This is a genomic window from Salmonella enterica subsp. arizonae (assembly GCF_008692845.1).
Taxonomy (GTDB): Bacteria; Pseudomonadota; Gammaproteobacteria; order Enterobacterales; family Enterobacteriaceae; genus Salmonella; species Salmonella arizonae.
In genome coordinates this window covers 78,787-103,476 of record NZ_VXJW01000007.1, presented here as the reverse complement: position 1 = coordinate 103,476, position 24,690 = coordinate 78,787, and the positions used below count along the sequence as shown (strand labels likewise).

Here is a 24,690-nt window from a genome sequence, read left to right as displayed (position 1 = left end):
ATGATTTAATTATAATTAATAAGTACTATTCAGACATATAAGCATAGGCCTGACATATTATAACTTTAGACCATTGGCATATTGCTTGATTTATTTCGAACTGGCAGAAATGTAAAATTAAACTTCGCTAAAAACAAGTTAGCACACTATTAAAATCATTATTTTTTCAGCTACCCGTTCAACTATCATTAGGAAATAGGCAGTATGACAATGAAAGAAAACACCTCCTCAACAGATAATACCAACCTTAAGCCAGAAACTATTTCTGATATAAAATCATACAAAGTAAGTGGTTTTGACTTGATAGTTACGACCTCTAATGGTAATACCACAACTTTAAAAGATGGCTTAACCAACCTGGTTTTGGGGAATGTTGAGTTACGTGATACCACGGGAAAAACAATTAATCAGGATCATATTATCTCTTCTATAAAAACTTATCAGCTTGGGTTAGATACAGTCTACCTGGCTGACAAGTTAGTAAGCGATGAATCCACACCAGAAACTACAAAGGATGAGTCAGAACAACAGGTAAAAGATACTTTTGCTGATATAAATAAAGCTCTGGAAGAATCTTTACAGCAAAAAATTAAAGAGTATGAGGAACTCCTCAAACAGCAGACTACAGATTTAAAAGAAAATATACAGCTCGAAAAAAACGAACAATTATCACAAAAGAAAGAAATTATTGACAAAAAAGCAAAGCAAGAACTTTCTAAAAATTTAAAGCCTGCTGAAGAAGAGGTCGTGAATAACGTCCCCGCACCACCCGCTACACCGCCAGTCCCACCGGCGTCATCAAGTTCTTCATCAAGCGAGCAGGCAGAAAAGGCCCTGGAGCCATTACCTACGCCAGAGGTTCCTCTTTTTATTACCGGTCAACTGGATGCGAAGGCCGATTCCGGCAAAACAGGAGACGGTATTACCAATATTACTACACCAACCTTTACCGGCAATGCTACGCCAGGCGCGACGGCAAGCCTTATAATAGACAAGACGCACTACCCGTTAACCGTTGATAAAGATGGTAAATGGACCTTACAACTCTCTTCTCCTCTACCAGATGGTCAGTATGAGATAAACTTTACTATCACCGATAGCGGCGGCAAAACGGTGACATCTACTACCACCGTCGTAATAGATAGTGAAGTTTCCGGGCTCACAGCCTCACTTGATCCTGCCTCAGACTCCGGTGTTGTTGGTGACTCTATAACGAATAATCCTAAACCTGTACTTCAGGGTACCTCCGAACCGGGTTCCATCATTAATGTCATTATTGGCGGGATGGCGTTAACCACTGTCACTAACGCAGACGGTCAGTGGTATTTATCTCCGGGTTCGAATTTGCCAGATGGTGTATACCATTATCAGGTCACCGCTACCGATGAGGCAGGGAATACCGCAACGGTGAATAACACCGTGACTATTGATACGACTGCGCCTGACGTTACATTTGCGCTATCCGCCGCCACGGATTCCGGGCAGCAGGACGATTTTTTAACGAATATTCCTCAGCCAGTATTGACCGGAAAAACGGAACCCGGCGCATACGTTATTTTGACCCTCAATGGCAACGTTTATGAAGCCACCGCCGATCGACAAGGGCAGTGGGAACTTGAAATCACTCCGGCGCTCAACGACGGTAGCTATGAATTTACCGTTGAAACGACCGATATTGCCGGGAATACCGCTACGCAAACCGGTAAAGTGACAATTGATACCCAGCCTCCGACAATAACGGCAACATTATCGACAGAATCAGATACAGGTAGCAGCAACACTGACGGCGTTACCAATAACCCACATCCCCTGTTAACCGGAAATACCAAGCCTTTAGCGATCATTACCGTTACGCTGGCCGGTAAATCGTTCTCTGTCCAGGCTGATGAAAATGGGCTATGGACCTGGAAAGTGCCAGAAGACCTGGTATTAGATGATGGCGAGCATGTTTATACGCTTTCGGTAACGGATGCCGCAGGTAATAGTGCTTCCTCGCCATTAGAAGGTAAATTTACGCTTGATACCACCCCTCCATCTGCCCCCACGGTGTACCTTGACGCCGATAGCGATTCCGGCGATTCAGGCGACAGCATCACCAATATTACTACCCCAACTCTGAGCGGAAAATCAGAGCCTCATACGGAAGTGTTCGTCACTATTGATGACCATATTTATTCTCTTCAGGCTGATGAAAATGGCGACTGGCAGCTCACTTTGGATACGCCGCTGGCAGATGGCCGCTATGACGTTACCGTGGCCGCAAAAGATAATGCGGGAAATATGAGCGAAACCACGGGGAATATGACGCTGGTTATTGATACCAGTATCCCGGAAATCACCGTAAGCCTGCATGAAAGCGATGATAGCGGCGTGAGTAACAGTGACGGTATCACACACATTAATCAGCCAACCTTCCACGGTACAGCAACGCCAAATACCTCCGTGGTGTTGACCATCAATAATGTGGAATATCATGCCGCCGCCGATGCAGACGGTAACTGGTCTTTAACGCTCCCGGATGCGCTTGCGGATAAAACATATGAATATACGGTAAAAGTTGAAAATGCGGTGGGCACCAGCGCGACGGCATCAGGCAGCATTACCGTGGACACTACCCCCCCTTCATCTGAAGCAAGTTTAGACGAAGCATCGGATAGCGGACGAAATAATCAGGACAACATCACGAATGTTATCCGCCCCATTCTTACCGGTACGACAGAACCCGAAGCTGACATAGAAATTATGTTTAACGGCGTGAGCCATACATTGAAAGCTGGGGCTGATGGTACCTGGCACTATGCGATACCGGACGACCTTCCTGATGCAACATACACTTATACGGTCACCACTACGGATAAAGCGGGCAACACCTCAAGCAGCGAACATCAGTTTTCTGTAGATACCGTTTCCCAACTCAGCGGCGGGCTTGATCTTTCCAGCATAATGGAAGGTACGGCGGGGAATAATACAACCCAGCTTGTCCGCCCGATGCTCAGCGGCATGGCGGAACCTGGAAGCCTTGTCACAGTAGCCATTAAAAACATGACCTATACGGCCTCCGTAGATGACACGGGGAGGTGGAAACTGACCTTGCCCAAAGATGCGGAACCCGGCCTGAATGAGTATACCGTAACCTCAGAAGATCTCGCCGGAAACACGGCAACAATTACAGGTAATTTTAATTATGTCCCATCAGGCGTAGTACCGCCTAAAGTTACAGCGCAGTTGGATGCTGATAGCGACAGCGGCATCAAGGGCGATAATATTACAAATGACAATACGCCGAAAATTGTCGGACAGGCCACGCCGGATACGGTGATCGTCCTGACCATCGCCGGGCAAAGTTATACCACAACGGCGGCGGCTGACGGCAGTTGGTCCATTGATGTAACCCACGCACTGAACGAAGGGTTTAGCGAATATACGGTGACCGCAACGGATACCGGTACCGGGTTATCCGCCATCACCACGAATAATATTTTTATTGATACCCTTAACCCCCTATCTACCGTGGGATTAACGAGCGATTCTGATACCGGCATCAAAGGGGATATGATCACTAAAACGACCCGGCCCGTTTTTACCGGCAAAACCGAACCAGGCGCTACGATCACCCTGCATATAGATGGTCAGATACGACACACCACGGCAGATCATAACGGAGACTGGACGTTGCAGGGCCCGACCTGGGGTTTGCCGCCGAATTATACGGCCGGTTATACGATTATCGTCACGGATAAAGCCGGAAACCAAACCACCACTAAAGGGAATATTACTACTGATAATAAAGCGCCGACGCTGACAGGATCTGAGCTGGACAGCAGCAGTGATACGGGCGATAAAGACAGATACTGGACTAATGACCTTACCCCCACTCTCACAGGTAAAGCCGAAGCTGGCTCAAAGGTGACCATTCGCATTAATGATAAAACCTATAACGTCACAGATATCGCCAGCAACGGAACATGGAAATTTACCCTCCCCACGGGACTAATTCAGGATAACGGTAATTATCACACCATTCGTTTTTCTGTCACGGCGACCGATGCGGCCGGTAATACCGCCACTACGTCTGACGCCATCTATATCTGTAAGCGAAAACTGACCATCACTAGTGGACTCTCTGACGAGACGGATAGCGATACCAAAGGCGATAACCTGACATCAGTAACCAAACCGACGCTGGAGGGCACCATTGCCGGAGGCCACGCTAACGATAATCTGCGCGGCACTATTACCATCGGCGGTAAAACCTATCCGTTAACGATTACCGCCGGGGGAACAAAGTGGTCGTTTACGGTGCCTGACAGCGCGCCGCTGAATTCAGGCACACATGATTATACGCTAACTTTCAAGGATAAATTTGGTACAGAAACCACCCATTCCGCCACGGTGACAATCAGTACTCTGGTCGGATTTCTCTCCCCAGAAGATGATACTGGCTCAGTTGGCGATAACCAGACGCAAAATACCTCACCATCATTAAGCGGCAAAGCGAGTATCGGCTCCACGTTACGTATTGAGTTTAATGCGCAGGAATATACTATTCCGGTTAATGCCGATGGCACCTGGACGTTTACATTACCGGGAGGGCCGTTTGTTGAAGGGGAATATCACTACAAACTGACTGAGATTGTCGGACACTCGGTCACGACATTTAACGGTTCCTTCACCATAGACCATACGCCGCCGGAAATTACCGGGGGACTTAGCGCTAGCGATGCAACGCCTAATGATCCTTCAGTCTCCCGCTGGTCTAACCCCACTTTCAATGGAAAAGCAGAACCCAATAGGGAAGTCATCGTAGAGATTAACGGCAAACGTTACTCAACCACTTCAGATGATAATGGTAACTGGCAAATCTTGTTGCAGGACGTCAATCTTCTTCCTGACACACGTTATGATTACACCATAACGTCTACCGATGCTGCAGGAAATAGCGGCGTATTTCATGGCGCCATTAGCAACGTTGTCGCCGCGCCTAATGCACAATTTGGCGGACATGAAGATTATCTCGTTGGCGCCGCTGGCTCAACTAACAGTATTTTCTATAAAGACGCCTCGCCGGTTATCGTCGGACGCGGTAATCCTGGCGATACGATCACCATCAGAAAGAATTCAGGCGGGTCAGGCCCTTTAACCACCGTCGTTGACGCGGATGGCAACTGGAAAATCCATTTGCCTGCGTCAGAATTCCCGGCAAACACGCCCCAGGGCGGATACTACACCTGGAGTCTTACCGTAACCAATAGTTATGGTTTGGAAACCACTTACACCGTTAGAATCACCCGCGACTCTGTTCCTCCGAGGCTGACCGGTGGGCTTGACAACGCCAGCGATACCGGTGTTCAGGGCGATAACATTACTCACAACTCCACGCCTACGTTTAGCGGAAGCACGGAAGCCGGTCTGAAAGTCACGATTACGCTTAATGGGCAAAACTACACCGTGACCGCCAATAACGCCGGTAAATGGAGCTTTACCGTGCCGGAAACGTTGCGGGACGGTAATTATGACTACAGCATATCGACTGTCGATAAGGCGGGTAATCTTTCCCCTACGATTACAGGAACGCTTACCGTAGATAACTCCAGCGTAGCGCTAACAGGCGGGCTGGATACCACTGCCGATCCGAATATTGCCAATGGCTGGAGTAATAATAACGATCAAACGTTAAAAGGCACGGCAACACCAGGCGCAACGGTGATAGTGACAATCAACGGCATGACTTATACCCCCATCGTTACCGCTGATGGCAACTGGACGCTGGCGCTACCTGACCTGTCAAACAATAGCTACAGCTACACCGTGACAGCGACTAACACAGCGGGAACATCATCGACCATTAGCGGGCAATTCGTCATTGATAACACGCCGCCAACCACAACGGTAGGACTCAGCGCTGCTACGGACAGTGGGGTATTAGGCGATTTTATCACTAACAATGAAACGCCGGTTTTTACAGGCAAAACAAAACCTGGCGCCACGATAACGCTCACGATTGGCGGGCAAACGCATACGGTGGTAGCGGACAACCAGGGGAACTGGGAAGTCGCTGTCAACACGCCATTAAATACTGGTACGCATAACTATACTGTTTCCATTACTGACCTTGCGCAAAACGTCAGCACGCCTGTCAACGGCGAGTTGAATATTCAGAGTGGAAATATGGCGGGCTTAGTGACTGGCGGCCTGGATATTGACAGCAATACTGGCGATACCGGAGATACCATCACCAGTAATACAAAACCTAACTTTTCCGGTACGGCGCCAACTGGCGTCACGGTTATCGTCACGATTGGCGGCAAAACTTATAAAACCGTTGCCGATCAGCATGGTAACTGGAAACTCGCCATTACCAGCCCATTACGCGATGGCGATCATGATTACTCTATCTCACTCGAAGATATAGCCGGTAATCAATCCCCCCCGATAAGGGGGAAGATCACTATCGACAGTGAATCGCACCTCCAGATAAATGGACTGAGTGACGATACAGACTCCGGCGCTAAAGCGGACAATATCACTAACAATACCATGCCCACACTCATGGGAACCGCTGAGGCCAATGCCACGATTACGCTCACGATTGACGGTAATCGGTATACCACCACAGCTAACGTAGACGGAACATGGACGATACCGTTGACTCATGCCTTAACGGATGGGGATTATCATTACACGGTCACTGCCACTGATAGCGCAGGCAATACGACATCCTCTACGGCGACCATCACGATTGACACCACTGCTCCCGATTATTTAACCGGCGGACTGGATATCGCCAGCGAAACCGGGGCGGTCGGCAGCCATCTTACGAATCAGGCTACGCCGACGTTTAGCGGCGCCACCGAAAGCGGCGCGACCGTCACGTTAATGATTAACGGTAAAACGTATACCGCTATTGCAGGCGATAATGGTAAATGGAGCATAACCCTGCCGGAGGGCGGTAAATTAGCAGATGGTAGCTACCCATACACGATTACAGTGACGGATGCCAGCGGTAACGTAAGCGGCGTACAAGTGAACGGTAATGTTACCGTTCAAAATACGCCGCCCTCAGCAAATGCGGGATTACACGCCGGAAGCGATAGCGGGGTTACGGGCGATCAGATAGCCAACAACACCCAGCCCACGCTGTCGGGCAAAACCGCGCCCGGCGCATCTATTGTCGTTATTTTCGCAGGCACTACTTATCCTGTGGCAGTCGATGCGTCTGGAAACTGGGCATTCCGTCTCCCTGGTACACTAACGGATGGCAGCTACTCTTATCAGGTTTTGGCAACGGACAACGCCGGAAACGAAACACGCTATGACGGCGATTTTACTGTTGATACTTCCCCTCCGGACGCTCCTGTCGCCGCTCTGGCGGAAAGTGCGGACAGTGGCGTCACAGGCGATGGTATTACGCATATAAAGAATCCGACCTTTACAGGAACAGCGGAAGCGAACGCTACCGTGATCTTGACGATCAACGGGAAAGACTATACGGCCAAAGCCGGGAGCGACGGTGCCTGGACAATAACATTACCTGTGGGTCATTCGCTGCCAGACGGAACGTATCAGTACACTGTTTTAGCTCAGGATACCGCCGGGAACATATCAGCGCCCACCGCCGGATCGGTGGCGATTAATACCACTGCGCCAACTATCCCTGGCGGAGGTCTCGACGCCACTACCGGCACAGATAATATTACCAACGTAACGACACCGACGTTTAGTGGTAAGGCTGACCCCAACAGCATCGTTATTCTACGTATCAATGGTAAAGCGTATGAGATCCAGGTAGGAAATGATGGCGCCTGGAAATTCACGTTGCCAGCAGACGATACCCTCACCGATGGGACTTACGCCTATACCTTACAGGGCAAAAACGCTATCGGAAATACATCCGCAGAACAGTCAGGTTCGGTCATTATTGATACTATGCCGCCAACAGCTCCCACTGCCGGGCTTGCGCCCGGTTATGACACGGGAGTGGCGGGCGATAATATCACGCGCATTACAACCCCCAAATTCACTGGAAAAGCGGAACCAGGAACGACTATCACGCTTTCTATTAACGGCAAAATGTATGAATGTCCTACGGCGACCGACGGTACATGGGCCTTTACTTTACCTTCGGCCGATGCGCTGGCAACCGGTAACTATGCCTATACAGTGTTAGCCACAGACGCCGCCGGAAATGTTTCCGCAACCACTAACGGTAATATCACAATCGATCTCGCCCTTCCTGCCATTCCAAATGGCGGGCTTGCTACCGAGTCTGATACGGGTACGGCCGGTGATAATATTACCAATGCGGATCTTCCCACCTTCAGCGGTACGGCAGAACCTAATATCACCGTTATTCTGACCCTCAACGGTAAACGTTACGACGTACCGGTCAATAATGATGGCACATGGCGTTTTACCTTACCTGCTGGAGATAAACTGAATGACGGCTCTTATGACTTCACGCTACAAGGCCAGAACACGGCAGGTACGACATCTGACGCCTTTAAAGGATCAATAACTATTGATACGACACCGCCCGATGCGGCTGTCGGGAAACTAACTGCCGATACGGATACGGGTATCGCTGGCGATAATATCACCAGCGTGAGCACCCCGACTTTTACCGGTACGACAGATCCCGGCGCAACCATTATTTTCACTATTAATAGCAAAACGTATGAATTTCAGGCCGACAGCAGCGGTGTATGGCGCTTCACGTTACCGACGGAAGATGCTCTGCCTGACGATACGTACATTTATACAGTACAGGCCAAAGACGTCGCAGGAAATGCGTCTACGCCGACCAGCGGTTCGCTCACCATTGATTCTACCTCACCCGCGCCTACCGTTGGCGCGCTTACCGAAGATTCAGATACTGGCGACAAAGGAGATAATGTCACTCGTGATAAAACGCCGACATTCACTGGCACAACAGAACCTGGAGCGACCATTATTCTGACCCTCAATAAGGAAACACATACCTTCCAGGCGGGGAATGACGGTAGATGGCGCTTTACCTTACCGGCTGCTAATGCGTTAGATGATGGTATTTATCAATATACCGTACAGGCAAAAGACATAGCAGGAAACACCTCTTCGTTGTCTACCGGTTGGCTAACGATCGACATTACGCCGCCAGTGCTTTCCCTGGAAGATAACAGCGATACCGGGACGGCAGACGATGATATCACCAGCATCAATACGCCAACCTTTACCGGTACTTCAGAAGCCAATGCGACGATTACACTGAACATCGACAGTAAGGTGTTCACCACAACCGCTGACAACACCGGGAAGTGGACAATTACTCTTGACCAGCCCCTCAATGATGGCGCTTATGAATATACCCTTACCGCTAAAGATGCTGCCGGTAACGAAAATACGCTGAACGAGCGGCTGACTATCGATACGCAACCGCCCGCCGAGCCCACACTGGGATCGACGGCTGACGGTGTTGATAGTGCCGTCACCCTCCAGGGAACGGTGGAGGCGAATCAGGATATTCAGGTGAAGGTCACGGTTAACGGTACGGAATATCCCGCTAGTGTCGATAATGATTCTGGTGACTGGCATGTATCTGTTCCACAATCCATTATTCTGTCGGGGGAGAATCAATACACCCTAACGGCCACCGATCCCGCCGGTAATAGTGCTGTTGCCAGTGGAACATTTACGGGTACATCGCCAACGGAAAATCCAGTTAACAAGAGTTCCGGCGCAGATGAAATGATTTCGCTTAGTGAGGCGACTTTGCATTCGGTAAGCGTTGAGGAAGAATATTATGCCTTATAACTAAATATCACTATGACGAGGCCTCTTCGGAGGTCTCCTGAGAAAAACAGAATAATAATATTTATTGTCTGTTAATTATTGCAGAAGACAGTTAGTTTATTAAAAGAATAAAAAAAGCGGCAGACTACGCTGCCGCAAATATGAGGAGGACAATTACCGTTACGCTACACCACAAAGTAATCCGTTACTGAAGCAAGTAAAACATAACCTCCCCCAACAATGAATCAACCAATCTGCAAATCATGGCATCAATAACCTTGTTCCGTTTTATCGTGATGTGACAGCAAAAATAAATCTTGATCATGCTGCGTATCACGGGAAAATTTATAAAAGAGGTTCGGTTCACTCACAATATAGAGGTTATCGTCGTCGTCCATGGCAATTCCTTCGGGCTGGGGAATATCTTCTCTGAGCCCTGACCACTCCGCCGTCAGGAATAGTCGATCACGCACCCGCCACTCGGAACTGACCTCCAGAATCATTTTTGACTCATCCGACAACACCAGCAGCGAATCCGTCGGGGCATAATATTCCAGCCCGGAGACATCGCTAATGCTCGCGGTAACGGTAGAGGGCAACACACTAGTGACACCATTTTTTCTCATATCTACTTCTTTGATCACAATGGGTTTTCTTTCTTTTGCGACATACAACCTCTCATTTTTCGCATCCCATGCCGTACCTTCCAGCCCTTTATTTTTTGCTTTATTATAACCCTCAAGCTTAACCATGGAGATTATCTGCATGGCACCGCGCAGAGTATCCACCTGCGTTTTATATACTGCGCCATCTTTCTCACTGCCTATCATGAACTGGTTGCCCCCACTCCACGCAATAGATTCCGGGTCATGAATACCCTGGAGCGGCATCCGTCCCACTAATTGTCCTTCTGTAGTCAACCAGACCAGTTCAGGGGGATTATTAATAACGGCGAAAAGCATCCTGTCCTCGGCGGAGTAGGTTAGACCTGAAAGGTTACTCTTAATTCCTGCGACTGGTCTTTCCTGAATAACCGCTTTATAGCCACTCAGTATTAGTGCCGAGGGTTTATCACCATATTTCAGAATCAGTTGATAAACATAGCGAATATCGTCCCTGACCATAAATAAAATCACGCCAAAGAGTACAACCACAATACAGCGTTTTAGGAATCTCATAAAAAATCCATAGCAGATCACGTCACGACTGATGCCGTAACGCATTTCTTAAAAATGAAGCCGATGCCCGATAGCATCGTTATCGGGTTATGGCGAGCGCCACTAGCATAGACAAAATGGAATAGTGAGCGTTATCACAAAAAGACCTATTTTAATCACTAACGTATCTTTTTTGTAAATTTACAGAATCGAGAGAATGGTCGTTTCGGCTAATTAGTTAAATAGTGAGACAGTAAATTAAATCCTCTATACAGGGCGAATAACAAAAACTGATAATTAATGATATGTAACACCGCGATCTGATCTGCTATTGCTGCTCTTACTCCTATTCAACCGGACAGCAAAAAATGAAACTCAATATTATTACCGCCAGCCTGGCTATGCTTGTTGCTGCTAGCACATTCCCGGCCCATGCCGGTCCTCAGGCGCATGTCGTTTGCGGCTATCACCACACGCTGGGTGATGACGCGATTATGATGTTTGGTAAAGCGAATCAGGCGATGTGGCATGATTTTTTTGGCAACACTCACACCGACGCGGTCTCCACCTACCAGACATTGCGCGCGCAGCCAGATACAACCTGCGATAATAAAGCCGACAGCTCCGCTTACTGGGCGCCATCCATGAAATTACCCGATGGAGAAATCGTAAAACCGGCCTACCAAAAGACCTATTACCAATCCACAAACGTAGCGCAATACCCTCTCCATCCGTTCCCGGCTGGGCTGGAATTACTGGCAGGCGATCATCACGGAACCGACCCCAGCTCTGCCATTACTTTCTTATGCGCCAACGGCAAAGGTTACACCAACAAAGTCGGCGAAATATGCGGCCTGCGTAAAGCGGGCGATGCCGTTCAGTTTAATATCGGAATTACTTTCCCCAACTGTTGGGATGGCGTCAACCTGAAACCGACCCATAGTCACAATAATGCGACCTATGCCGACCACGGGAAATGTTCCGCGGAATATCCGGTCAAAATCCCGACGGTCAACATGAATATCGCCTGGGTGTTACCGCAGATCTCCTCGCTGGATACGTCCAAAGTGGAACTGTCGATGGACCCGGTGATGCATGGCGAAACGCGGGAAGAACGCTGGGGAAGCCTTTATACTGCCCATGCCGATTTTATGAATGGCTGGACGGAAGATGGCGCGCAGTTTATGACGGATCTGTGTATGGATCAGGGGCTGGATTGTGGCACTACAGTTCCGTATGCCTACAGTAAAGCGGAAGAAAATACCTGGGTAAGTAGCGAAGACGACAAGCCTCATGCCGGCGTCGATACCTTATACGTACAGGATGACTGGACAAATGGCGGACGCACGCAGCATCCGGAAACGCTCACGCTGGTGAAATTTAAGATTCCGTCCCTGCCTGCCAATATGGACGCTTCGCTATTCAAATATCGTATTCGCCTTTTTGGCGGCAAAACGGAAACGAACGGCGCCGATCAGATCTTCTTTTATCCTACCAACAACGACTGGCACGTCAGTACCGTGTCATGGAACAATAAACCGGCGATCACCTACCGTTCCGATACCGTGTTGTATCTAAATCATTCTCATGAGTATCGCATGGTTGATGTTGATAAAGCGGTGCGCAAAGCGCTGGCGGAAGGGAAAACGGAAATATCCTGGTATATCGGCGGCGACCGCCAGGGAAATCACTACGATTTCACGCCAGCGGACTCAAAGCAGAGCCTGGTGCTGATGCTAACCGGCTTTAAAAAGACGCCGGAACTGTAATATCCGACGGTGCCCGCTGGCGCGACAGCGGGCACGATTGCTACACAAGCATTACGGTGCGTCATCAAAACCTGATAGACGCCTTTGACCGACTACCTCAGAAAAACAACCGTTTAGTCGCAGGCTGCAGCTCTTGTTGTTGCTGTACATCCTGCAGATAGCAGATCGCCACGACGGCAAGCCGGGCATAGAACACGCTAACGGTATTACGTTGCAGCAGCTCCAGATAGCGGAATCCCCAGGGTAGCAGATGCGCCTCCAGTAACCGGTTGGCCGCCGCGTTGTCGCCTCGCGCCAGTAGATCGCTACAGGCTAATAACATCAGGCCAAACTGATCTTCCGGCTCGCGTTCACAGTCAGTGAATACCATTCCCTGCGACTGTAAAAAAGCCCGATAATCGGCGGTGGTTTCCCCCATCAGCAAATTATCTTTTTCCAGATAGACCGAACCCCAGGGCGGGACGGGCATCTCTCCCTGGCCTTCAAACAACACGGAAAATTGCCATGTAAGCGAGTCATCATCCGGCAGCGGCCATGATGCACACAAGGATTCAATATGTCCGCGATCCCGCCATGGGTAAAGCTCAGGCAACGTTGGCAGACAGTCGAACAACGCTTTCACCTCCGGCCTCTCAGGGGAGTAGTAAAACAGTGCGCCGAGGATACGCGGCAAAACAGCACGGGAAAGCATAGCAATCACTCCTGAAATATTTTGCCTGATGGCGCTGCGCTTATCAGGCCTACACGCCACAAAGCGGGCAAAAAACTACATTGGCAGCGTCCACAGATTGTAAAACGCGATCCTACCCACTAACTCCGCCGCGATAACGACTGTTGCCGTCATGGCCAGCACTGCGGCGCTCGATTTCATACGCGCGCAAACCACTACCCCGACCACGCCCGCCGCCAGTAATACCGACTGGGCAGTAAACCAGCTATGTTGCGCGGCGGTCAGCGCACTATCGGCGCTCATCAGCGTCGCCATATAGCCCGGACGCAGACAAAAGCTCACCAAAATCGCCAACACGCTGACCAATAACCCCAGACGACGCACGCCAAACAGCGCCGCCAACGCGCCGCCGCCAATCAACGGCGTCAATATCATCATTGCCGTGGTGTAAAATGAACGCCAGGTCGCCACCGTCGGCAGTTGGTAAATCTGCGGAACGGCGTATAAAAAGACCACCCCAACTATCGCCGCCAACCATACCAATGCGTTACACAGCGGCGCCGCGCGATTCAGCAACAGACCTAGTGCGCCCAGACCGCCGAGCGCCGCAAAAGCCGCCGACAACACAATCTCGTTGCTCATCGGCGAATGTCCAACGCGCAACAGCATATTCAGCGCGCGCAGCGGTTGTCCGACATGGAAAAGACCGACAATGACGCCAATCCCAAACAGGCACATCACCGAGAACAGGCCGATAGCCTTGCGCCGCAGCGCCACCAGTCCCATTGCGCCGCCAATCAGCAGCAAAATAAACGCACCGACCGCGATCTGGGTAAAGACCGTAAAAAAGACCAGTGGTAACTCATGCATGGCGTACCTCCCGAATGTTCATGATTGCGCCTTCCGTATCGCCCGTTGGCCTCGCTTTCGGATGCGGCTTAATAATGAGGTTAGGATGGGTGAACGACGCCGCAGGCAGCGGCGCGATTTGATTCTCCGTCCCATATTTTGCGCGTAATTCATCAATTGGGCCGAAATCCAGCGCCCGTTGCGGGCAAGAGTCAACACAGACAGGACGCAGATTTTTCTCCAGTCGATCGAGGCAACCGTCGCATTTACGCATCACGTTCGCCTGCGCATCAAACTGCGGTGCGCCATAGGGGCAGCGCATTTCGCAATAGCGACAGCCGACGCACACGCTGCCGTCCACCAGTACCAGACCATCGTCTTTGCGTTTATGCATCGCCCCGGTCGGACAGCCGGAGACACATACCGGCTCATCGCAATGGTTACAAGCAATAGAGAGGTAGTAGGTAAAGGTGTCGTGATGCCAGCTTTCCCCCTCTTTCACCCAGCTTCCGCCGCCATATTCATAGACGCGGCGCAGTTTCGGGCCGACCTCCAGATCTTTATTATCCTTGCAGCTTACCTGGCAGGTTTTACAGCCTGAACAGCGCGAGGAGTCAACATAAAAGCCATACTGTTTCATCGTGCATCACTCCTTAAACGCGTTTAATTTCAACCAGATTAGTATGCTGAGGATTGCCTTTCGCCAGCGGCGAAGGGTGGTGGCTGGTCAGCGTATTAATGCAGCCGCCAACATCAATGCCGTTGTCGTCAAGCCGCGTCCACGCACCCTGCGGCATCGCCGCCACGCCGGGTAAAATGCGCTGGGTAACTTTACAGGGAAGCTCCACCACGCCGCGGTCGTTAAATACATGCACCCGATCGCCGGACTTTAGTTGGCGGGCGCTGGCATCTATCGGGTTAATCCAGACTTCATCTGGCACCGCCTCATGCAACATCAGCACATTGCTATAGGTAGAGTGGGTATGGCCTTTGGTATGAAAGCCGCTTAACTGCAACGGATACTTCGCGGTCAGCGCTTTGTTAAGGTGCGACTCTTTCGCCGGACAAAATTCCGGCAATGCAGGAATACGCTCGCCTTCCGGCAAGGTCCACGTTTGCGCCAGATCGGCCAGCGCCTGGGAGTAAATTTCAATTTTGCCCGACGGCGTGGAGAGCGGATTGGCCTCGGCGTCGGCGCGGAAATCGGCAAACGCGAGGCTCTGTTGTTCAGTGGCGATACGCTGGTCAATCACGCCCATCTCTTTCGCCACACGCCACTCCGGCAGGTACGGACGTTTTTCACGGATCTGCTGATAATGCATCTCCGCCCACTGCGCCTGAGTTCGACCCTCGGTATATTGCTCGCGCAGTCCAAGATGCCCGGCGATATCCGCACAGATGTCATACGTGCTGCGTACTTCCCACATCGGTTTAACGGTTTTCTGAATCGCAATGATATAGTTATGCGATCCCGCCGCATATGAGCTATCCACCAGGTCTTCCGCCTCAAGATAGCTGGTCTCAGGCAATAGCAGATCCGCATACTTCGCGCTGGGCGTCATATGGTTTTCAATTACGATAATGGTTTCGCACAGTGATTCATCAGCGAGAATTTGGCGGGTGCGGTTCGTTTCGCCGTGCTGATTCAGCAAGGTATTACCGGCCTGGTTGAATAACAGCTTAATCCCGGTTTTTAGCCTGTCCGCACCTTTCACGCCCATCGTCGTCGCAGTCATTTTCTCCGGATGCTGAATAGCGTCCGTCCACAGATAGCAAGGAATAGAGGTTTTGATCGGATTTTTACCGACAGGCAACAATGGCACGCCATACGGCGTACCGTAAGGCCAGTTGCCATTGTTGGTGCCGGGCCGTCCGAAGTGACCGGTTAAGGCAGGCAGCGTCTGAATAGCACGCACGGTTTGTTCGCCGTTGGCATGACGCTGCGGCCCCCAGCCCTGGCAAATATAGCAGGCGCGCGCCGACGCGATTTCGCGTGCCAGTTGGCGAATACGCGTTGCCGGAATACCAGTGATATCCGCCGCCCATTCCGGCGTTTTCGCAATACCGTCATCGCCCGTGCCAAGGACATAATCTTTATAGCTGGCATTAGGCGCAGCCGTTTCCGGCAATGTGCTGCGATCATAGCCGACGCAATAACGATTTACGAACGCCTCGTCGATAAGCTGTTCGCTAATCAGCGTATACGCTATGCCAGCGACTAACGCGGCATCCGTGGTTGGACGAATCGGTAGCCATTCGGCGTGTTCAGTAATGACCGAATCGGTATAGCGCGGATCGATAATAATAACCCGGGCTTTTGAAGCCTCCAGCGCCCGACGCAGCTCTTCAACCTGACCGCCGCCGGACATCCGCGTTTCTGAGAGATTCAGGCCAAACAGCACCACCAGATCGGAATGCGCGATTTGCGTAAAATGGCTGCCGACATACGTACCATGCATATAAGGCGTTGCCGTCGCGATTTGCGCGGTCGAGTAGGTATTATGGTAATTTAAATAGCCGCCAGTAAGATTTAACAACCGTTTCCAGGCTGGCGATCCCTGCGTATGATAATATGCGCCGGATTGATAATTATAATAAATAGCTTCCCGGCCATATTGTTCGCTGACACGCTTTAATTCCGCCGCAATAAAGGCTGTAGCTTCATCCCAGGAAATACGTTTAAATTTTCCTTCGCCGCGTTTTCCCACTCTTTTCATCGGATATTTAATGCGATCTGGGCTATAGACGCGCCAGCGGCTGGAACGCCCACGCAGGCAGGGACGAATCTGATGCTCGCCAAATACCGCGTCATCTTTCGCGTCTTCCGGCTCAATACGCACAATGCGATTGTCTTTCACAATAACCTTGAGCGGGCAACGGCTGCCACAGTTGACCAGACAGGCGCTGTGCCTGACAATTTCGCCATTCGCTTCCTTCGATATCGTTGTGGCATCCTGCGCCCGGGCTGTGGTAGCAAAAGGCAGCGTAATCGCCTGGCTTAGCGTCACCGCCGCGCCTACTTTTACGGTAGCGGCAATTGCATCACGTCGGGTTATTGTTGTGCTCAGCCATTCTTTTATTTCCATTTTCTTATTTCTCACATTGCTTCCATAAATATCAGTAATATGTAATGAAAACTAATCATAATAGATTAAATATCAGCGCTGATTGATTGTGATCAATCGCATTCTGAACGTTAGTTAAAATAAAATGTGATACTGCATTCATTATCATAAAAATTAATAAAAAAGTATTTTATGCAATTCTGATGAAAATAAATTACTCATCACGGTATATGACGATATTAATTAACGATATGACGTTTGCCAGTCGACGTGAGCAAGTAAAACGCCCTACAAAGCAAGACTGGCTTTTCAACGTTTGTGCGAAGTCGACTACTACCTTTGAATTAGAGGTTTCATCAGGGATAATAGCCCTACGATTCGTCAGTTCAGGTCCGCTATGAAACACTCCCTGCCATGCCGGGCGTTACGCAAACGCCCCATGAAACTCGGCACGACCGTCATTCTGATGGTCAGCGCCGTCTTGTTCTCGGTGCTCGTCGTGGTCCATCTGATCTATTTTTCGCAAATCAGCAGTATGACGCGCGACGCGCTGGCAGATAAAGCGCTGGCGGTGGCCCGCTCGCTGGCGGACTCTCCGGTGGTTCGCGAGGGGCTGAAAAAACCGCCGGTGGAAAGTGGTATTCAGACGCTCGCCGAAGCGGTGAGCCAGCATAATGGCTTTTTATTTATTGTGGTAACGAATATGCAGGGTATCCGTTATTCACATCCAGAAGCGCAGCGAATCGGTCAACCATTCAAAGGCGATGATATTCTGCTCGCGCTGCAGGGAAAGGAGAACGTCGCCATCAATCGTGGCTTTCTCGCCAAAGCGCTGCGCGTTTTCACGCCGGTTTATGATGAACATCATCGACAGATCGGCGTTGTGGCAATCGGCCTGGAACTCAGTCACGTTACGCAGCAGATCAACAGTAGCCGCGGCAGTATTATCTGGTCCATTTTGTTCGGCGCTCTGGTGGGGTTATTAGGCACATATGCGCTGGTCAAGGTGCTAAAACGTATCCTGTTTGGCCTTGAACCCTATGAGATCTCTACCCTTTTTGAACAGCGTCAGGCAATGCTGCAGTCGATCAAAGAAGGCGTTATCGCCGTCAATGATAGCGGCGAAGTTACGTTGATTAACCACGCGGCGCAGGCGCTGCTCGATTACCGAAAAACGCAGGATGACGCCAAATTATCCACCCTGAGCCATGCCTGGTCGCAGGTGGTAGACATTCGCGAAGTGTTGCGTAGCGGTACGTCGCGCCGCGATGAAGAGATCATCGTTAAAGGCCGTCTGTTGCTTGTTAATACCGTTCCGGTGCGCAGTAACGGCGAGATTATCGGCGCAATATCCACCTTCAGGGATAAAACAGAAGTTCGCCAACTGATGCAGCGGCTGGATGGGATGGTGAACTACGCGGATGCGCTCCGTGAACGATCCCACGAATTCATGAACAAATTACATGTGATTCTGGGATTATTGCACCTGAAGAGTTATAAGCAGCTTGAAGCGTATATTATCAAGACGGCTAATAACTATCAGGAAGAGATCGGTTTGCTGCTCGGTAAAATAAAGTCGCCGATTATTGCTGGCTTTTTGCTCAGTAAGATTAATCGCGCCTCTGATTTAGGACACAGCCTGGTGATAAGCAGTGACAGTCAATTACCGGATAGTCACAATGAAGATCAGGTCACGGTGCTGATTACGGCGCTGGGTAATTTGATTGAAAACGCGCTGGAAGCGCTGGGCCAGGAATCCGGCGGTGAAATCAGCGTCTCGTTACACTACCGTCATGGCTGGCTGCATTGCGAAGTCAGCGACGATGGTCCCGGTATCGAATCTGAAAACATCGACGCGATTTTTGAAAAAGGCGTCTCGTCAAAAGGTGCCGGGCGCGGTGTCGGTTTAGCGTTGGTTAAACAACAGGTCGAAGCGCTTGGCGGCGTAATTTCCGTGGAATCTGAACCTGGGATCTTCACACAATTTTTTGTACAGTTACCCTGGGATGGGGAAAGGACCAGCCTATGATCAATGTATTAATTGTCGATGACGATGCGATGGTCGCGGAGCTAAATCGCCGCTACGTCGCGCAAATCTCCGGTTTTCATTGCTGTGGAACCGCTTCAACGCTGGAAAAAGCGAAAGAGTTTATCTTCAATAGTGAAAATCACATTGACCTGATCCTGCTGGATATCTATATGCAGCAGGAAAATGGACTGGATCTGCTGCCTGTCCTGCACAGCGCAGGCTGCAAAAGCGACGTTATTGTCATTTCGTCTGCCGCTGACGCCGCCACCATTAAAGATTCGCTCCACTACGGCGTGGTGGATTATCTGATCAAGCCTTTTCAGGCCACGCGCTTTGAAGAAGCGCTGACCGGCTGGCTACGTAAGAAAACGGCGATGGAAAAACGTCAGTATTACGAACAGTCTGAGCTTGACTTGCTCATTCACGGCAATTTATCCAGTGAACAAGAGCCTCGCCGACTGCCAAAAGGGCTGACGCAGCAAACGCTACGCACATTGTGCCAGTGGATCGATGCGCATCAGGATCAGGAATTTTCTACTGACGAGTTGGCCAACGAAGTGAATATCTCGCGCGTCTCCTGCCGCAAATATCTTATCTGGCTGGTGAACTGCCATATCCTGTTTACCAGCATTCATTACGGCGTGACCGGCAGACCGGTTTACCGTTACCGCGTTCAGCCGGAACATTACTCGTTACTTAAACAATATTGTCAGTAAGGATACAGTATAACTTCGACGTTAAGCGTTATATATTGGTAACAATTATTATAACAATACAGATAAAAACGCTATCACATTAATAACAAACCAAGGAAGTTGTGTCAGATCAAATATGCTCAATGCAGACCTGTTAACGCTATTTTCTATTATTACAACTCCATGCGCTGTTTTTAATTTCAAAACGCTAACAAAAGTTAATTAAGTATTATCCCATACAGAGAGTGTGTATTTTTATTAAAAAATGGATATGTCAGGAATTTTCCTGACACTTAAATAAAATTACGTTTGTAGCAATGGAGCTTATGCTACGCCCATGGACAATACGCATATTTGTGAGAAGATACGAGCCTTCACACGCCGTACTAATAATTTTAAAAAATGGCGTGACAATGATCACATAAATCACATTTTGTTCGATTTCTTCCGTGATTTATATGATGGCAAGACGCAAAAAACAAACAAATTTTGCCTGTTTTTCAAACAGATAAATCACAAATCCCTGTTCTCATTTACTGCACCTGCCCATCGCCAGAGAGTGACATCCTCTGAACATCGCTATCGCAAGAAAATAATTACTTAAAGCAACTCTGTAAAACGCTTAATCGTTAATCGTCGCTGTTGGCGCATTGCATATTCGCTACTTCCTGATGTTCATTCATACAAATCAGAAGATGGCTGTGATCCATTTATCAAAATTGACTGGGTTTATCGCGAGGGTAAATAAAAATGTTATTTAGTATACAGCTTCTCATAATATTAATATGTCTGTTTTATGGTGCCAGAAAGGGAGGGATCGCGCTCGGATTGTTGGGCGGTATCGGTCTGGTCATTCTGGTGTTTGTATTCCATCTCCAGCCGGGTAAACCGCCCGTTGACGTCATGCTGGTGATTATCGCGGTAGTCGCCGCGTCGGCAACGTTACAGGCTTCAGGCGGTCTGGATGTGATGTTGCAGATTGCCGAAAAACTGCTGCGCCGCAATCCAAAATATGTCTCTATTGTGGCGCCGTTCGTCACCTGTACCCTGACGATTCTGTGTGGTACGGGCCATGTGGTCTATACCATTCTGCCGATCATCTACGACGTAGCAATCAAGAATAATATCCGTCCGGAACGTCCAATGGCGGCCAGTTCTATTGGCGCGCAAATGGGGATCATCGCCAGTCCGGTTTCCGTCGCCGTTGTTTCTCTGGTGGCGATGCTGGGCAATGTAACATTTGACGGAAGACATCTGGAATTCCTCGATCTGCTGTCTATCACCATCCCGTCTACCCTGCTCGGCATCCTGGCAATCGGTATTTTTAGCTGGTTCCGCGGTAAAGATCTGGATAAAGACGAAGCATTTCAGAAATTTATTTCCGTGCCGGAAAACCGTCAGTACGTGTACGGCGATACCGCGACGCTGCTGGATAAAAAACTGCCGAAAAGCAACTGGCTGGCGATGTGGATCTTCCTAGCGGCTATCGCCGTGGTCGCTATCCTGGGGGCGGATTCCAGTCTGCGTCCTACTTTCGGCGGCAAGCCGCTGTCGATGGTGCTGGTCATTCAGATGTTCATGCTGCTGACTGGGGCGCTCATTATCATTCTGACCAAAACCAATCCTGCATCTATCTCAAAAAACGAAGTCTTTCGCTCCGGTATGATTGCGATTGTCGCGGTATACGGGATCGCCTGGATGGCGGAAACCATGTTCGGCGCGCACATGTCAGAAATTCAGGGCGTGCTGGGCGAAATGGTTAAAGAGTATCCGTGGGCTTACGCCATCGTTTTGCTGCTGGTCTCTAAGTTTGTTAACTCCCAAGCAGCGGCGCTGGCGGCGATTGTCCCCGTCGCGCTGGCTATTGGCGTCGATCCGGCCTATATCGTAGCCTCCGCGCCGGCATGTTATGGCTACTACATCCTGCCAACTTACCCAAGCGATCTGGCGGCGATTCAGTTTGACCGTTCCGGCACGACCCATATTGGCCGCTTCGTCATTAACCACAGCTTCATTCTGCCGGGTTTGATTGGCGTGAGCGTCTCCTGCGTCTTTGGCTGGATCTTTGCCGCAATGTACGGATTTCTGTAAGAGCAGCGCGCGCCCGTTTACGAGCGGCGCGCGCCTTAATACATCTATTTACTCGTAGGCTGGAAGCATATGTCGAAAAAAGAGTTTATCTATCAGGCGCCTTTCCCGATGGGAGAGGACAAAACCGAGTATTACCTGCTCACGTCCGATTATGTCAGCGTCGGTAGTTTCGAAGGCGAATCAATTCTGAAAGTCGAGCCGCAGGCGCTAACGCTGCTGGCGCAGCAAGCCTTCCACGATGCATCTTTCATGCTCCGCCCTGAACACCAGCAGCAAGTCGCCTCTATTCTCCATGACCCCGAAGCCAGCGAAAACGATAAATACGTGGCGCTGCAATTTTTAAGAAACTCCGATATCGCCGCCAAAGGCGTTCTGCCGACCTGTCAGGATACCGGCACGGCGATTATCATGGGTAAAAAAGGCCAACGCGTCTGGACCGGCGGCGGCGATGAAGCGGCGCTCTCCAAAGGCGTGTTTAACACCTATATTGAAGATAACCTGCGCTACTCGCAGAACGCGCCGCTGGATATGTACAAAGAGGTCAATACCGGCAGCAACCTGCCAGCGCAAATCGATCTTTATGCCGTCGATGGCGACGAGTACAAGTTTCTCTGCGTGGCAAAAGGCGGCGGTTCAGCGAACAAAACGTATCTCTATCAGGAAACCAAAGCGCTACTCACCCCAGGCAAGCTGAAAAACTTTCTCGTTGAGAAAATGCGCACGTTGGGCACCGCGGCCTGCCCACCATACCACATCGCATTTGTGATTGGCGGCACTTCGGCGGAAACCACGCTGAAAACCGTTAAACTCGCCAGCACCCACTATTACGACACGCTGCCGACAGAAGGTAACGAACACGGCCAGGCATTCCGCGATCTCCAGTTGGAACAGGAGCTGCTGGAAGAAGCGCAAAAACTGGGCCTCGGCGCGCAGTTCGGCGGGAAATATTTCGCCCACGATATTCGCGTGATTCGTCTGCCGCGTCACGGCGCTTCCTGTCCGGTAGGAATGGGCGTTTCCTGCTCGGCAGACCGTAACATAAAAGCGAAAATCAACCGTGAAGGCATCTGGATTGAAAAACTGGAACATAATCCGGGCCAGTATATTCCGTCAGCGCTGCGTCAGGCGGGCGAAGGCGACGCGGTAAAAGTCGATCTTAACCGCCCGATGAAAGAGATCCTCGCTCAGCTATCACAGTATCCGGTCTCGACTCGCCTGTCGCTGACGGGCACCATTATCGTGGGTCGCGATATCGCCCATGCGAAGCTAAAAGAGCGTATCGAATCCGGCGAAGGACTGCCGCAGTACATTAAAGATCATCCGATCTATTACGCGGGCCCGGCGAAAACGCCAGCGGGCTATCCCTCCGGTTCACTGGGCCCGACCACCGCAGGCCGCATGGATTCTTACGTCGATCTGCTGCAATCCCACGGCGGTAGTATGATCATGCTGGCGAAAGGCAACCGTAGCCAGCAGGTCACGGATGCCTGTAAAAAACACGGCGGCTTTTATTTGGGCAGTATCGGCGGCCCGGCGGCGGTACTGGCGCAACAGAGCATTAAGCATCTGGAGTGCGTTGAGTATCCGGAGCTCGGCATGGAAGCTATCTGGAAAATTGAAGTAGAAGATTTCCCGGCCTTTATCCTGGTGGATGACAAAGGCAACGATTTCTTCCAGCAGATTGTCAGCAAACAGTGCGCTAACTGCGAGAAATAACCTCTCCGGCCCAGTGATCTTACTGGGCCGTTCCGATCCAGACGTTGAATTTTTATCGTGCGTAGTGAATAGTCATCTTTTCCATAACTTTTATCATCACCATGATCCGTACACTGCCCCCTTCACTACTGAACTCTGGCGCGCTAATTCTGTCGCTCCTTCTATTTTATACTGGCTTGATGTCGGGCGACAAAATAACCTGGCTGATGGAAGTGACGCCGGTGATCATTGTGGCGCCACTGTTGTTAGTCACCGCCAGACGCTATCCGTTGACGCCGCTGCTCTACACGTTGATTTTCTTTCATGCCATCATTTTGATGGTTGGCGGGATGTATACCTACGCCAAAGTGCCCATCGGTTTTGAGGTCCAGGAGTGGCTGGAGCTAAGCCGCAATCCATATGACAAACTGGGACACTTCTTTCAGGGGCTGGTGCCGGCACTAGCCGCGCGTGAGATCCTCGCACGCGGGCAAATCGTCCGTGGACGAAAAATGCTGGCTTTTCTGGTCTGCTGCGTGGCGCTGGCGATTAGCGCAACTTATGAGCTGATCGAGTGGTGGGCGGCCCTGGCAATGGGCCAAGGTGCAGACGATTTTCTGGGCACCCAGGGCGATCCGTGGGATACGCAGTCAGATATGTTCTGCGCCCTGCTCGGCGCGTTAACCACGGTCATTTTACTGGCGCGCGCGCATTCCAGACAATTAGAGCACTACCAGTTAATTGGCTGATAATATTGGCTTAACTGGCCTGCAAAGAAGGGAAAATAAACACATTGCAGGTCAGATAAGCGACCAGGTAATTCACCCCTGGTGATATTTCATCACCAGCATCGGCAATTATGTGGAATTGCAAGTAACACTGTCATGCTAATGAGGTGAACC

The 24,690-nt window shown here is 50.2% G+C and carries 11 protein-coding genes and 2 pseudogenes; 8 read left to right on the top strand and 5 right to left on the bottom strand.

Features of this window, described 5'->3' with window-relative positions; all coding sequences use genetic code 11:
- Window positions 1–204 precede the first annotated feature (204 nt).
- Window positions 205–9,639: pseudogene (locus tag F4V61_RS14460) on the top strand (Ig-like domain-containing protein); the annotation flags it as partial.
- Between the two features lie 12 nt (window positions 9,640–9,651).
- Window positions 9,652–9,789, top strand: a pseudogene (locus F4V61_RS22435) (hypothetical protein); the annotation flags it as partial.
- Between the two features lie 248 nt (window positions 9,790–10,037).
- Here the strand turns inward: F4V61_RS22435 and F4V61_RS14455 are convergent.
- Window positions 10,038–10,991: an SdiA-regulated domain-containing protein gene (locus F4V61_RS14455; RefSeq protein ID WP_080161077.1), complete on the bottom strand. Its 954-nt coding sequence runs from the start codon at window positions 10,989–10,991 to the stop codon at window positions 10,038–10,040.
- Window positions 10,992–11,293: 302 nt separating this feature from the next.
- Between F4V61_RS14455 and F4V61_RS14450 the strand changes: the two genes are divergently transcribed.
- The gene (locus F4V61_RS14450) at window positions 11,294–12,694 is read left to right on the top strand and encodes a DUF7594 domain-containing protein (RefSeq protein ID WP_080161078.1); all 1,401 of its coding nucleotides are present in this window, start codon (window positions 11,294–11,296) and stop codon (window positions 12,692–12,694) included.
- Between the two features lie 97 nt (window positions 12,695–12,791).
- Here the strand turns inward: F4V61_RS14450 and F4V61_RS14445 are convergent, their stop codons facing one another.
- From F4V61_RS14445 to F4V61_RS14430, 4 genes are all read right to left on the bottom strand, one after another.
- Window positions 12,792–13,385, bottom strand: coding sequence for a TorD/DmsD family molecular chaperone (locus tag F4V61_RS14445; RefSeq protein WP_000952254.1), 594 nt, complete (start codon window positions 13,383–13,385; stop codon window positions 12,792–12,794).
- 75 nt (window positions 13,386–13,460) lie between these two features.
- On the bottom strand, window positions 13,461–14,234 hold the full coding sequence (locus F4V61_RS14440) for a dimethyl sulfoxide reductase anchor subunit family protein (RefSeq protein WP_000544909.1): 774 nt from the start codon (window positions 14,232–14,234) through the stop codon (window positions 13,461–13,463).
- Window positions 14,227–14,853 carry a DMSO/selenate family reductase complex B subunit gene (locus F4V61_RS14435; protein WP_080161079.1) on the bottom strand — a complete coding sequence of 209 codons (627 nt, stop codon included), beginning with the start codon at window positions 14,851–14,853 and terminating at the stop codon, window positions 14,227–14,229. Before F4V61_RS14435 ends, F4V61_RS14440 begins: the two co-directional genes overlap by 8 nt.
- Before the next feature lie 13 nt (window positions 14,854–14,866).
- Window positions 14,867–17,299: a DMSO/selenate family reductase complex A subunit gene (locus F4V61_RS14430; RefSeq protein WP_000403107.1), complete on the bottom strand. Its 2,433-nt coding sequence runs from the start codon at window positions 17,297–17,299 to the stop codon at window positions 14,867–14,869.
- 376 nt (window positions 17,300–17,675) lie between these two features.
- On the opposite strand from F4V61_RS14430, the gene F4V61_RS14425 reads away from it, so the two are divergent.
- From F4V61_RS14425 to F4V61_RS14400, 5 genes are all read left to right on the top strand, one after another.
- Complete coding sequence (locus F4V61_RS14425; protein WP_038397137.1) at window positions 17,676–19,307, top strand: sensor histidine kinase; 1,632 nt, start codon at window positions 17,676–17,678, stop codon at window positions 19,305–19,307.
- Window positions 19,304–20,023 carry a two-component system response regulator DcuR gene (gene dcuR, locus F4V61_RS14420; RefSeq protein ID WP_000611305.1) on the top strand — a complete coding sequence of 240 codons (720 nt, stop codon included), beginning with the start codon at window positions 19,304–19,306 and terminating at the stop codon, window positions 20,021–20,023. Before F4V61_RS14425 ends, dcuR begins: the two co-directional genes overlap by 4 nt.
- Before the next feature lie 729 nt (window positions 20,024–20,752).
- Window positions 20,753–22,093, top strand: a complete 1,341-nt coding sequence (gene dcuB / locus F4V61_RS14410; protein ID WP_012210673.1) for an anaerobic C4-dicarboxylate transporter DcuB — start codon at window positions 20,753–20,755, stop codon at window positions 22,091–22,093.
- 69 nt (window positions 22,094–22,162) lie between these two features.
- Window positions 22,163–23,809 (top strand): class I fumarate hydratase FumA, encoded by a 1,647-nt coding sequence (fumA, locus tag F4V61_RS14405; protein WP_058344527.1) that lies wholly within the window; start codon window positions 22,163–22,165, stop codon window positions 23,807–23,809.
- Between the two features lie 101 nt (window positions 23,810–23,910).
- On the top strand, window positions 23,911–24,537 hold the full coding sequence (locus tag F4V61_RS14400; protein WP_058819334.1) for a DUF2238 domain-containing protein: 627 nt from the start codon (window positions 23,911–23,913) through the stop codon (window positions 24,535–24,537).
- Window positions 24,538–24,690: the final 153 nt, after the last annotated feature.